We start from the raw sequence: 12,492 nt of genomic DNA on the forward strand, positions 1-12,492 counted from the left end.
GTGGATTCCACTATTTAAGCAAAAAATAATACATAAATACACTCCAGGGCTGGTTCTACACTGGTCGAATAAGAGAGGTTCGGTCATTCACCGGCAATCTGCCAATAGGCGCATCAGACAAAAACTTGGAGTGATAAAAATGTTGATTGGTGTACCAAAAGAGATCAAAAACCACGAGTATCGCATCGGTCTGACCCCGGCCAGTGTGCGTGAGCTGGTGAGTCACGGTCATGCGGTAGTGGTACAGAAAGACGGTGGCAGCGCCATTGGCTTTAGCGACGAAATGTACCTGCAGGCCGGTGCCCGGATCATAGATTCGGCAGAAGAGATTTTTGCCACTGCGGACATGATCGTCAAGGTGAAAGAGCCCCAGCCCCACGAGTGTGAAATGCTGCGCCCGGGCCAGATCCTTTACACCTACCTGCACCTGGCCCCGGACCCCAAGCAGACAGAGCTGCTGGTTAAATCCGGCGCAACCTGCATCGCCTACGAGACAGTCACCGACCGCTTTGGCGGCCTGCCATTGCTGGCCCCTATGTCCGAAGTGGCCGGCCGGATGTCCGTACAGTGTGGCGCCCATCACCTGGAAAAAGCCCAGGGCGGCCTGGGCGTATTGCTGGGTGGTGTTCCCGGTGTCGCGCCGGCCAAAGTCCTGATTATCGGCGGTGGTGTGGTGGGTACCAACGCCGCCAAAATGGCCCTGGGTATGGGGGCTGATGTCACTATTCTGGATCGATCGCTGCCGCGGCTGCGCCAGTTGGACGATATCTTCGGCGGTGCCGTACGCACCGAATATTCCACCAACGATGCCATCGAGAAGCACGCTTTGGAAGCGGATCTGGTGGTTGGCGCGGTGCTGATTCCCGGTGCTGCGGCCCCCAAACTCTTGACCCGGGACATCATCAGCCGCATGAAGAAAGGCGCGGTTGTTGCGGACGTCGCCATCGATCAGGGTGGTTGTTTTGAAACTTCCAAGCCGACCACCCATCAGGAGCCTACTTATATTGTCGATGGTGTGGTGCACTACTGTGTGGCCAACATGCCCGGTGGCGTTGCGCGCACCTCCACCATGGCGCTGAACAATGCCACCCTGCCGTACGCGGTAGAACTGGCCAACAAGGGCGCCAAGCAGGCTTTGCTGGACGATAGCAATTTGCTGGAAGGTCTCAATGTCCATGCAGGTATGGTGACCTATCAAGCGGTGGCCGATGTGCTGGGCTATGAGTTTGTCGATCCTAAGCTGGCACTGCAAAAATCCGCGGTGGCTGAAGGGGCCGCGGCCTAGATCGCTTTCTTGCGATTAGATCGGAAAGATTGAAAAGTTAGTTTTTAACACTTGTAAAACTGTCCCGCGCGGATTCTGGTTCGGAGTAAGGTAAATGCCTCTCCGACCAGACGTGCGGGTTTTTTATGTTCAAAAGACCCAGTCGGGCCTTGTCTATCGCATACGTATAACTGCAAGTGGCCCTGCTCCACACAGAGTGCACAAAACGGGCCGTCCCTCTGCAGCACTTTGTTAGGCCAATTCTGGGAGTTTCAATCCACCTTTCCGTAGGCCCTCCCAAGCAACTAGGAACAAAGAGCCTAAATAGATGGCCGATATTACTACAGTATAAATACTGAGCTGTTCAGACGAGAGCACTGGTCTACTAAAGTATAGCGATAGTAAACTTCCAAGCTGGGTAATAGTCAGAATATAAATTGCTACTTTATACCTGGGAATCTCTCTGTTAATGGAACCTTCAGGCTTCTCTATTAATAAAGACTCCTTTGGTACTTCGAGAGCTGCGCTAAGAGAGCTTAGAGACTCCTGTGAACACACACCGGTTTTTTCGATTCGCTGAATAGTTCGCAAGCTAAGCGAACAAATATCAGCCAAATGCTGCTGTGTCCAATTATTACTTTTGCGGGCTTGCTTAATGACTGAAATGCTTACATTCATGCCCATTTTTCTTTACCGTACTTAATTGATATTCAATCAAACTACACAGAAAGCTTCGGTTACTATACGAAATTTTTATGATGTCATATGACATGACAGCAGCACCGCCTAAAATTTCTACAGTGGTTGCTGTTGGCCACTATACCGTACTTGCAGGCATACTTCCTCGACCTTTATTCCCATCTGCATTTTTTTGAGAATCGAGCCAAGGCAGTAAGATCACGGATGATCCCACGTTCTCCTCATAGAGCCTGAACTATTCCGACGGGGAATTGAAAACCAGTATTTTCTTCAATAGGCTGGCGAGTTGACCCTGTTCACGCCTGTCCAGCATAGCTAGCATGTTATCCATATTCTCCAAGTGCGCTTCCATCGCCGCATCCAGCCTTTTCTGCCCAAGCCCACTCAATTGCACCCGGCAACTGCGACGATCCGTTTCACTGGCACTGCGCTCGATGAGCCCACGCTGTACCAATTGTTCAATGCGTGTGCTCATCGCGCCCGACGACAGCATGAGTGTTTGGTACAACTCCGTAGGTGTCAGCGCAACCTGGCTGCGACCAAGGGTGGCCAGGATGTCGAACTCGACACCGCTCAGTTCAAATTGAGTGAAGATCTCTTCCAGCTGTTTTTGCCAGATTCCATTGACACGGCGTAGGCGACCAACCACCCCCATAGCGGAGCAGTCCAGGTCAGGCCGGGCATTTCTCCACTGCTGCAGAATCACATCCACTGAATCTTCCATAGAGCCTTCTCCCTATAAATCTTTTAAAAAAGATACTTGACGGGAAGTAATAAAGCCATTACTGTCACAAAAGTATCTTTTATAAAAGATACTTGTGAAAAAGCGGGTTGTCGAGATGTTTATGACCAGAGTTGATTTTATCGTCACATTGGTGCTTACCTCCATGGCCCCTATCGTCTGGGGCAGCACCTATATCGTCACTACAGAGCTTCTACCGGCCAATAGCCCATTGGTTGCCGCTACTATGAGAGCCTTGCCAGCCGGTATTCTGCTTGTACTCGCTGGTCGGGTATTACCGCAGGGGCACTGGTGGAGCAGGCTAGCCATACTCGGCTTGCTCAACATTGGCCTGTTCTTCTTCTGTCTTTTCTATGCAGCCAATGCTCTGCCGGGTGGTATGGCAGCGCTGCTCATGTCCATGCAGCCTATTTTTGTCATGATCTTCGGCTTTGTATTGCTCAACAGTGACTTGAGCATGCACCAGCTCTGCGCCGGTTTTATCGGAATCGCCGGTATTGCGCTATTGGTGTTTAGTACCCCCTCAGAGTTGGATACCAGTGGTATTTGGGTGGGATTGCTCGGTGCAGCCAGTATGGCTTCAGGGGTGGTGCTGACCAAACGTTGGGGAAGGCCGAAAAATATGACCCTGCTCAGCTTCACGGGCTGGCAGCTTCTATTTGGTGGTGTTTTACTGCTGCCTATTGCGCTTGAACAGGAGGGGCTCCCTGTCCACCTGACGTCAACAGCCTGGCTTGGCTACGGTTACCTGGGTCTTGTAGGGGCGGTGATGGCCTACGCATTGTGGTTTCGGGGTATCGAAAAACTACCCGCCACTACGGTTTCTTTTTTGGGCTTGTTAAGTAGTGTTTCCGCCGTTTTGCTTGGCTATTTATTTCTGGACCAAGCGCTCACACCCTTACAGTGTGTCGGTGCAATTTCCATATTCCTCTCCATCATACTGGCTGCACAAAAGGCAACCAGCAACAGACCACTCCGCGTTCAAAAAGCAGTTTAGGAGATCCTATGAAACTGACCATTATTTCCGGCAGTCAACGCGCTGACTCAAAAAGCCTAACAGTGGCCCGTTATCTGGAAAAAAAAGCCAAGCCGTTGTTTGAGCAGACGGTGGTTCACGATCTGTATGAACTCAACCTGCCATTTTGGAACGAAGGGGTTTGGAATGATACGGAAGAGTGGGGGCCCTGGCGAAAAATTGCCGAAGAGCTAAAATCCTCGGATGCGTTTATTTTTATCACACCCGAGTGGCACGGAATGGCGACACCAGCACTCAAAAACTTCCTTATGCTGGCTACTGCGAATGAATTGGCACACAAACCTGCTTTAATTGTCAGCGTTTCCGCAAGCTTAAATGGCGTCTATCCAGTAAGTGAACTTCGCATGACGGGTAGTAAAAATAATCACGTCTGCTTTCTTCCGGATCACCTTATATTCCGTGATGTAGGTTCGCTGTTTGATAATGAATTGAATTGCAGCAATCCGTCGATAGATGAGCGAAGCCAGTATACCCTGGCATTACTGGCAGCCTACGCCGTGGCACTTGCTCCAGTACATCGGGATATGGTCAATGCGGGTAAGCCTTACCACTATGGTATGTAAAGGGTAGAGCAGGATATAGGCGCTATACAGGAGCGTTTTGGCGATAATGCCGCACCAGGAGAAATGTGCGGCTTGTCCCAATAAAATCCATGGTTATTAACCTGGCAACTCAATAAGTTGCCAGGTTAATGCGACACAAGGATGGACCGCCGCCGGGCGGAGCTCGGCGCATGTCCTTGAAAAGCGAGCAGCTTCACATATTGTGATTTCAGTCACTTAATACTGTGACGCACAGCCTGCTACCATTGTAAAGCGCCACCGGTTTGGTATTCGATCACCCGGGTCTCAAAAAAGTTCTTCTCCTTGCGCAGATCCATAATTTCCGACATCCACGGGAAGGGGTTCTGCGCACCGGGGAACTGCTCCTTCAGGCCCAACTGACTCAGGCGGCGGTTGGCGATGAAGTGCAAATACTCCTCCATCATATTGGCATTCATACCCAGTACGCCACGGGGCATGGTATCGCGGGCATAGGCCACTTCCAGTTCCATGCCCTCCAGAATCATTTGGGTTACTTCCCGCTGGAAGCTTTCGGTCCACAGGTGGGAATTTTCCAGTTTGATCTGGTTGATGACGTCGATACCAAAATTCAGGTGCATGGACTCGTCGCGCAGAATGTATTGAAACTGTTCCGCAACGCCAGTCATTTTATTGCGCCGGCCCATGGAGAGAATCTGGGAGAAGCCACAGTAGAAGAAGATACCTTCGGTAACTGCATAGAAAGCGATCAGGTTGCGCAGCAGTTCCTGGTCTGTCTCCATTGTGCCGGTCTTGAAATTCGGGTCTCCGATGCCCTGGGTGTACTTGAGGCTCCAGGCGGCCTTCTTGGCCACTGAGGGTACCTCGCGGTACATGTTGAACACTTCGCCCTCGTCCATACCCAGGGACTCTACACAGTACTGGTAGGCGTGGGTGTGGATGGCCTCCTCAAAGGATTGGCGCAGCAGGTACTGGCGGCATTCCGGGTTGGTGATGTGGCGGTAGATGGCCAGTACCAGGTTGTTGGCCACCAGGGAGTCAGCGGTGGAGAAGTAGCCCAGGGAGTATTCCACGATGCGACGCTCGTCCTCGGTCAGACCCTTGGGGTCTTTCCACATGGACACGTCTTTGTTCATGTTCACTTCCTGCGGCATCCAATGGTTGGCGCAGCCATCCAGGTATTTTTGCCAGGCCCAGTCGTACTTGAACGGCACCAGTTGGTTCAGGTCGGCGCGGCAGTTGATGATGCGCTTTTCATCCACCTGGATACGGGCTGCGCCCATTTCCAGTTCTTCCAGGCCGGGTGCTGGGTCCAGACTGTCTACGGCCGCTCGCGCGGCTTCCACGGCACTGGATTGGGCCGCAGGCGGCGCCGGAGTACTCGAAGTTTCACGGGAAACTGCGGGCGGAATGACTTCCTGCTGCCGCCGCTCCGGCGCCGGTCGCGGTTTGGTTGCCGTTTGGGGAGGTTGGGGCTTTGTGTCGAGATCGTCCCAGCTAAGCATATCGTTGCCTTCCGTTTATCGATACAAGCAGTGCCTGCTCGTATCCGCGTGTTCATATTGAGGCGCTGTTGGGGTTTTCGCGCCTCTTTCCCGAATGTCTCTATCAATCCGGCGGGCAGTTAAATCGCCGAATCGATAGTTGCGGCTTCCGCTGCCCATGCAGACTTTGCCGCTTGTGGTTTTGTACTCTGTTCCGGCTCCGTTTTGGTTGTGCCAGATCAATGGTTCGCTCTTCTGTGTTTTATTTTCTGCTGTAGTTTCTATTTACCTGCTGCCTGCTGTCAGTTTCCGTCCCTTCGGGTTCGCGACCGAGCCCCGGTTCGCATACTGCTTTTCCTGTTTCCTGCACGAGAAGACAGGGCGTACCGGGGCCGGTGCGGCTGGTCTGACCCACTCAAGTGGTCATGACGCTCTCCCCCGAGAGTTCTTGTGTGCCCGAAGATCAACCAGTTTGGTTGCTACCTGGCGATTTCCATTTCGGCCACTGGCGTGTTGTGACTGCTGTTGGCTGGTTTGTTCTCCCTTTTTTGGGGCGAGCTGTGTCGTCCGTCTACTGGCAGGCTTCACAGTCCGGGTCGTCCAGGGAGCATGCATTGGGCACTGCCGCCGGAACCACTTCTTCCTGCGATGCCGCCATTGCCGCGCCGGAGGCGGCACCGGCACTAACCGCGTTTAGGGTGCCGACGTCCACGGTGGATTTTTCCGTGGAGGTGGCGGCGAGCGCGCGCAGGTAGTAGGTGGTTTTCAGGCCACGGTACCAGGCCATGCGGTAGGTCAGATCCAGTTTGCGGCCATCCGCACCGGCGATGTATAAATTGAGTGACTGCGCCTGGTCGATCCACTTCTGGCGACGGCTGGCGGCGTCTACGATCCAGCGCGGCTCGACTTCGAATGCGGTGCGGTATCTGGCTTTGAGATCCTCCGGTACACGGTCAATCTTCTGCACCGAGCCCTCGTAATACTTCAGATCGTTGACCATCACCTGATCCCACAGGCCTCGATCCTTCAGATCGTGGACCAGATAGGGGTTCACCACAGTGAACTCGCCGGACAGGTTCGACTTAACGTACAGGTTTTGGTAGGTGGGCTCGATGGACTGCGAAACCCCGGTGATATTGGCGATGGTTGCAGTGGGTGCTATTGCCATCACATTGGAATTGCGCATGCCCTGGGCTTTGACCTTGTCGCGCAGGCTGTCCCAATTCAACGAGCAGCTGGTGTCCTGTTCGATAAACTGTTCACCGCGCTGCTGGCTCAGGATTGCAATGGAATCCAGCGGCAGTATGCCTTTGCTCCACAGGGAACCATCGTAGCTCTGGTACCTGCCGCGCTCCGCCGCCAGGTCGCAGGAGGCACTGATGGCCTCGTAACTGATGGCCTCCATGGTGGTATCCGCAAAGGCAACTGCACCTTCACTGGCATAGGCGATGCCGGCCTTGTACAAAGCATCCTGAAAGCCCATCAGACCCAGGCCCACTGGCCGGTGGCGCATATTGGACTGGCGCGCTGTATCCACCGAGTAGTAGTTGATATCGATCACATTGTCGAGCATGCGCACGGCGGTCTTTACGGTGCTGGTGAGTTTGGCGCGGTCCAGCTGGCCGTCGTCACTGATGTGCTGGGCCAGGTTTACGGAACCCAGGTTGCACACGGCGATTTCATCACCGGCGCTGGTGTTCAGCGTGATTTCGGTGCACAGGTTGGAGCTGTGCACCACGCCCGCATGCTGCTGTGGATTGCGCAGGTTGCAGCTGTCTTTAAAGGTGATCCAGGGGTGGCCGGTCTCGAACAACATTCCCAGCATCTTGCGCCACAGGTCTGCGGCGCGGATCTTTTTGTGCAGCTTCAGGCTGCCTTCTGCGGCCAGTTGCTCGTAGTGGGTGTAGCGCTGTTCAAAGGCGGTGCCGAACAGGTCGTGCAGGTCGGGACAGTCCGCCGGCGAGAACAGAGTCCACTCTCCGTCTTCGAACACGCGCTTCATGAACAGGTCCGGTACCCAGTTGGCGGTGTTCATATCGTGGGTGCGGCGGCGGTCATCGCCGGTATTCTTGCGCAGCTCGAGAAATTCCTCGATATCCAAATGCCAGGTTTCCAGATAGGCGCACACTGCGCCCTTGCGTTTGCCCCCCTGATTGACGGCCACGGCTGTGTCGTTGGCCACTTTCAGGAAGGGGACCACGCCCTGGGATTTGCCGTTGGTGCCTTTGATGTAGGATCCCAGCGAGCGCACCGGAGTCCAGTCATTGCCCAGGCCGCCGGCCCATTTGGACAGCATGGCATTGTCTCGAATTGCACCATAAATACCGTGCAGATCGTCCGGTACCGTGGTGAGGTAGCAGGATGACAACTGCGGGCGCAGGGTCCCGGCATTGAACAGGGTAGGGGTAGAGCTCATATAGTCGAAGGAGCTCAGCAGGTTGTAGAATTCAACAGCGCGTTCGTTTTTGTTGTCTTCGTTGATGGCCAAACCCATGGCGACACGCATAAAGAAAATCTGCGGCAGCTCGAAGCGGACGTCGTCACTGTGCAGGAAATAGCGGTCGTACAAAGTCTGCAGGCCCAGGTAGGTGAACTGGTGATCGCGCTCGGGTTTTAGCGCTTCGCCCAGTTGCGCCAGGTCGAACTCGGCCAGGGCCGGATCCAGCAGTTCCAGTTCAATACCTCTGGTGACGTAGGCGTTGAGCGTCTCGCCGTAAAGATGTTCCATCTCGTGCTGGGTGGCGGTGTCGGCCACGCCGAGGAAGCGCAGTGCCTCGCTGCGCAGGTTGTCCAGCAGCAGGAAAGCCGTGGCATAGGTGTAGTTGGGCTCCTGCTCCACCAGGGTGCGTGCGGTGATGACCAGGGCTGTATTGATATCGGCCTCGGAGACGCCGTCGTAGAGGTTTTTCAACGCCTCGCTCAGAATGGCCTCGCTGTCTACATCCTTCAGGCCTTCGCAGGCTTCGCGGACAATAATGCGCAGCCGCTCCATGTCCAGCGGCGCCATGCTGCCATCCCGCAGTTTCACACGGATGCTGGGGTGAAGGTCCACCGACGGAGTGGTTTGGCGCTGAGTTTTCTGCGCGCGCAGGCGGGCGCGCTCTTCGCGGTAGAGGACATAGTCGCGGGCGACCTTGTGTTCGCCGGAGCGCATCAGTGCCAGTTCCACCTGGTCCTGGATCTCTTCAATATGGATGGTGCCGCCGGAAGGCATACGGCGCTGGAAGGTGGCACTGATCTGTGCCACCAGTTCTTCAACCTGCTCGTGGATCCGGTTGGAGGCGGCGGCGGTGCCGCCCTCTACGGCGAGAAACGCCTTGGTAACCGCAAGGGAAATTTTACTGTCGTCATAGGGGACTACAGTACCATTGCGCTTGATTACACGAATTTGCCCCGGCGCAGTGGCTGCGAGGGTGGAGGCACTGCCGGATTGTTCCCTTGAAGTGCTCTGATCGGCCAAAGGCACGGGCTGAGAGAGCCCTGTCTCTGTGTGCATGAAAGTCTCCGCAAGATGAGTAATGGTTGCCCGCTGTTACCCGCTGGTGTGCAGGCTTGCGTCGCGGAACGTGTCCTTCGTTTTTCCGCAGTTTCCCGCTGGCGATTGCCGGGGAAGCGGTACAGGCCGCTCAGTTGCCGGTGTTTTCCCCGAAAGTAATGCCGGCTTGTGCCTGCGGCGGAGAATCCTTTCCGCCTGTCACCTCGGAATTTGCTCTGAAAAGCTGTTCCTGGCATATGGCGCCGAATCGCGCCGCAACGTGCGAACCCACCCCATCGGCTCGGGGCATTTTCGGCTCGCACCCCAATATATTGGGGTCGTCTGTTGACTGGACAACAAGATAATGCGGTCAGGGGACCATTTCAAGCAGAATAAGCTTGGGGGGAGCTGTGGATAATGTGTGGGTAGGTCGCTTATGTCAGTAGCCACTTTGCCGCAAGTGCCCGTGGTTGCTAAGGGCGTTTCGGGGCAGTCAGGGGAAAGCCGCGGATTACCCCCTTCTAAGAATATTTTTTAATAGTAACCAGGCCCTAAATTAAGTGGAGCAATAACCCTTTTGCATTGATTAATCTTTAATCTAAATAGTACCCAAATGCCAATTTCATGGCGTCTTTCAATTCTTTTCGAGTATATAAACTGCCCTGGAAAGGGCGTTGTAGGATGGCGTTAATATGCTTCCTCGGTTCACTTGGGCGTTCTTTATGTGGGCCTGATGGCTTTCGGCCCCACCGGTTTGCGCCCTGTAGGATCTGGCAATTGTTAACCCGGCAATTTATCGAGTTGCCGGGTTAACAGTGGGCTGCTGGAATCAGGTTTTACCTGCAGCCCTCTGTCCGGAAAAGGCAATTTCGGGCCACAAAACCAGCGGTAGCAGGGCTATCTCAGTTAGTGCCAACAGGCCCTAGCTGCCCTGTTCCTGCAGGAACTCCATCAGCGCCTTTTGCGCGTGCAGGCGGTTTTCTGCCTGGTCCCACACCACAGCGATGGATTCGTCTTCCAGTAACTCGGCGCTCACTTCCTCGCCCCGATGCGCGGGCAGGCAGTGCATAAATACCGCGTCTGTATTTGCGTGCCCCATCAGCTCGTGGTCTACCAGAAACCCTTTGAACGCTTCGATGCGTACCAGTTGCTCTGTCTCCTGCCCCATAGAGGCCCACACATCGGTGGCGACCCAGTCGGCTCCGCGCACGGCATCCTCGGGCTTGCGCAGGATGGTGACGCTGTCTCCCGCCGCGGCGACGATGTTTTCGTCGGGCTCGTAGCCCTCGGGGCAGGCGATACGCAGTTCAAAATCACACAGGCGCGCCGCATTGATGTAGGAGTGACACATATTGTTGCCGTCACCGACCCAGGCCACTACCTTGCCCGCGGGGCTGCCCCGGTGCTCGACGTAGGTTTGGATGTCGGCCAGCAGCTGGCAGGGGTGGAAACTGTCTGACAGGGCGTTGATCACCGGCACCCGGGAGTAGGCGGCAAAGCGCTCCAGCACATTGTGGCCAAAAGTGCGGATCATCACCATGTCCACCATGCGCGAGATCACCCGGGCGCTGTCTTCAATTGGCTCGCCGCGACCCAGCTGGGTGTCGCGTGGGGACAGGAACAATGCAGAGCCTCCCATCTGCGCCATGCCAGCTTCGAAGGATACCCGGGTGCGGGTGGAGGACTTTTCGAAAATCATCCCCAGCACCTTGTCGCGAAACGGCTCGGTGGTGATTCCCTGGGCGCGAAGGGCTTTGAGTTCTATCGCGCGTTCGGTAATACCGCGGAGTTCATCCGCGGATAAATCCATCAGGGACAGGAAGTGTCTTGTGGCCATGGGTTGCTATTCTCCACCGGGGCTTCCGGCAAATTTTTGTATCAGATCGGCGACGGTGTCGCCGATGTAGTCGCATTCGGTATCGCTGAGGATCAGGGGCGGCAGCAGCCGCACCACCTTGTCCGCAGTGACATTGATCAATAGCTGGCGTTCGCGCGCGCGGGCCACCAGTTCCGCGCAGGGCTGGTCCAGTTCAATGCCGACCATCAGTCCGCAGCCGCGGATATCCGTCACTGTGGGGCAGTTGCCGAGGTGGTTTCGCAGGCGGTTTAGCAGGCGCGCCCCGAGCGTTGCGGCGCGCTCTATCAATTGTTCCCGCTCCAGCGTCTCCAGTACTGTCAGGCCCGCGCGGCAGGCCAGCGGATTGCCACCAAAAGTGGAACCGTGACTGCCGGCGTCGAACAGTTGCGCCGCAACACCGCGGGCCAGGCAGGCGCCGATAGGTACGCCGTTGCCCAGACCCTTGGCGGTGGTCACTACATCCGGCAGTATACCGGTATGTTGATAGGCGAACAGCTTGCCGGTGCGTCCGTTGCCGGTCTGGATCTCATCCAGCATCAACAACCACTGGTAATGGTCACACAGTTCGCGCAGTTTTTGCAGAAAACCCGGTGCCGGGATACGGATGCCGCCCTCCCCCTGGATGGGTTCCACCAACACGGCGACGATATCATCGCGGCTCGCGGCCAGCTGCTCTATCGCTGCCAGATCGTCAAAAGGTACGCGCAGAAAACCCTCGGGCAAAACGCCGAACCCCTGCCGGATTTTTTCATTGCCGGTGGCGGTCATGGTGGCCAGGGTGCGGCCGTGAAAGGCGTTTTCCATCACCAGGATATGCGGGCTGGGCAGCCCGCGCTGGCTGCCGAAGCGGCGCGCCAGTTTGATGGCAGCTTCGTTGGCCTCAGCCCCTGAGTTGGAAAAAAACACATTGTCCAGGCCCGACAGATACACCAGCCTGTCGGCCAACTGCTCCTGTGGCGGAAGGTTGTACAGATTGGATGCGTGCAACAGGGTCTGGGCCTGATCAGTGAGGGTGGCGGTGACTGCCGGATGGCAATGGCCCAGTCCACATACGGCGATACCGGACAGGGCGTCCAGATACCGCCGGCCGGTATCATCCCACACATAACTGCCGGCGCCCCTGACCAGGGTCAGGGGCCTGTCGCCGTAGTTTTCCATCAATGCGGAGGTGGCCACTTTTTGATCTCCCTGGGTCCTGGGTTTGTTTAAAATCGCAGAAAATTCTGTTTTGTGTTGTCTCTTCCGCAGCTTTTCCTGAAAATGGCAATAATACCATATAGTTAATAGTGCGCCAGATACCTGTTGGACGAAAATTCGCCTTTTCGTATGCGGCCTGTCGCTGGGGTACAATGCCGCCCCGAGTGCCAGGCCCGCCGCCCAAAGGCACCCACC

General features: G+C 55.6%; 9 protein-coding genes. 3 read left to right on the plus strand and 6 right to left on the minus strand.

The window, feature by feature from the left end; genetic code table 11:
• Positions 1-139: 139 nt before the first annotated feature.
• Complete coding sequence (ald, locus tag ABVT36_RS01940) at positions 140-1,285, plus strand: alanine dehydrogenase (RefSeq protein WP_368455006.1); 1,146 nt, start codon at positions 140-142, stop codon at positions 1,283-1,285.
• 231 nt (positions 1,286-1,516) lie between these two features.
• Here ald and ABVT36_RS01945 read toward each other — a convergent pair whose 3' ends face one another.
• On the minus strand, positions 1,517-1,948 hold the full coding sequence (locus tag ABVT36_RS01945; RefSeq protein ID WP_368455007.1) for a helix-turn-helix domain-containing protein: 432 nt from the start codon (positions 1,946-1,948) through the stop codon (positions 1,517-1,519).
• 250 nt (positions 1,949-2,198) lie between these two features.
• Positions 2,199-2,687 carry a MarR family winged helix-turn-helix transcriptional regulator gene (locus ABVT36_RS01950; RefSeq protein WP_368455008.1) on the minus strand — a complete coding sequence of 163 codons (489 nt, stop codon included), beginning with the start codon at positions 2,685-2,687 and terminating at the stop codon, positions 2,199-2,201.
• A gap of 121 nt (positions 2,688-2,808) precedes the next feature.
• On the opposite strand from ABVT36_RS01950, the gene ABVT36_RS01955 reads away from it, so the two are divergent.
• The gene (locus ABVT36_RS01955; protein ID WP_368455009.1) at positions 2,809-3,702 is read left to right on the plus strand and encodes a DMT family transporter; all 894 of its coding nucleotides are present in this window, start codon (positions 2,809-2,811) and stop codon (positions 3,700-3,702) included.
• A gap of 8 nt (positions 3,703-3,710) precedes the next feature.
• On the plus strand, positions 3,711-4,304 hold the full coding sequence (locus tag ABVT36_RS01960) for an NADPH-dependent FMN reductase (RefSeq protein ID WP_368455010.1): 594 nt from the start codon (positions 3,711-3,713) through the stop codon (positions 4,302-4,304).
• Positions 4,305-4,543: 239 nt separating this feature from the next.
• Here ABVT36_RS01960 and ABVT36_RS01965 read toward each other — a convergent pair whose 3' ends face one another.
• From ABVT36_RS01965 to ABVT36_RS01980, 4 genes are all read right to left on the minus strand, one after another.
• A complete protein-coding gene (locus ABVT36_RS01965) occupies positions 4,544-5,788 on the minus strand; it encodes a ribonucleotide-diphosphate reductase subunit beta (protein WP_367152196.1) in 1,245 nt (414 codons plus the stop codon).
• A gap of 550 nt (positions 5,789-6,338) precedes the next feature.
• A complete protein-coding gene (locus tag ABVT36_RS01970; RefSeq protein ID WP_368455011.1) occupies positions 6,339-9,263 on the minus strand; it encodes a ribonucleoside-diphosphate reductase subunit alpha in 2,925 nt (974 codons plus the stop codon).
• 901 nt (positions 9,264-10,164) lie between these two features.
• The gene (gene argF / locus ABVT36_RS01975) at positions 10,165-11,079 is read right to left on the minus strand and encodes an ornithine carbamoyltransferase (RefSeq protein ID WP_368455012.1); all 915 of its coding nucleotides are present in this window, start codon (positions 11,077-11,079) and stop codon (positions 10,165-10,167) included.
• Positions 11,080-11,085: 6 nt separating this feature from the next.
• Positions 11,086-12,276 (minus strand): aspartate aminotransferase family protein, encoded by a 1,191-nt coding sequence (locus ABVT36_RS01980; protein WP_368455013.1) that lies wholly within the window; start codon positions 12,274-12,276, stop codon positions 11,086-11,088.
• Between the last annotated feature and the right edge of the window lie 216 nt (positions 12,277-12,492).

It is taken from the genome of Microbulbifer sp. TYP-18 (assembly GCF_040932045.1).
Classification (GTDB): domain Bacteria; phylum Pseudomonadota; class Gammaproteobacteria; order Pseudomonadales; family Cellvibrionaceae; genus Microbulbifer.

Bases quoted from the DNA above. Each gene is read 5' to 3' on its own strand.
- ald (WP_368455006.1), top strand. From the start codon at position 140: ATGTTGATTGGTGTACCAAAAGAGATCAAAAACCACGAGTATCGCATC.
- ABVT36_RS01945 (WP_368455007.1), bottom strand. From the start codon at position 1,948: ATGGGCATGAATGTAAGCATTTCAGTCATTAAGCAAGCCCGCAAAAGT.
- ABVT36_RS01950 (WP_368455008.1), bottom strand. From the start codon at position 2,687: ATGGAAGATTCAGTGGATGTGATTCTGCAGCAGTGGAGAAATGCCCGG.
- ABVT36_RS01955 (WP_368455009.1), top strand. From the start codon at position 2,809: ATGACCAGAGTTGATTTTATCGTCACATTGGTGCTTACCTCCATGGCC.
- ABVT36_RS01960 (WP_368455010.1), top strand. From the start codon at position 3,711: ATGAAACTGACCATTATTTCCGGCAGTCAACGCGCTGACTCAAAAAGC.
- ABVT36_RS01965 (WP_367152196.1), bottom strand. From the start codon at position 5,788: ATGCTTAGCTGGGACGATCTCGACACAAAGCCCCAACCTCCCCAAACG.
- ABVT36_RS01970 (WP_368455011.1), bottom strand. From the start codon at position 9,263: ATGCACACAGAGACAGGGCTCTCTCAGCCCGTGCCTTTGGCCGATCAG.
- argF (WP_368455012.1), bottom strand. From the start codon at position 11,079: ATGGCCACAAGACACTTCCTGTCCCTGATGGATTTATCCGCGGATGAA.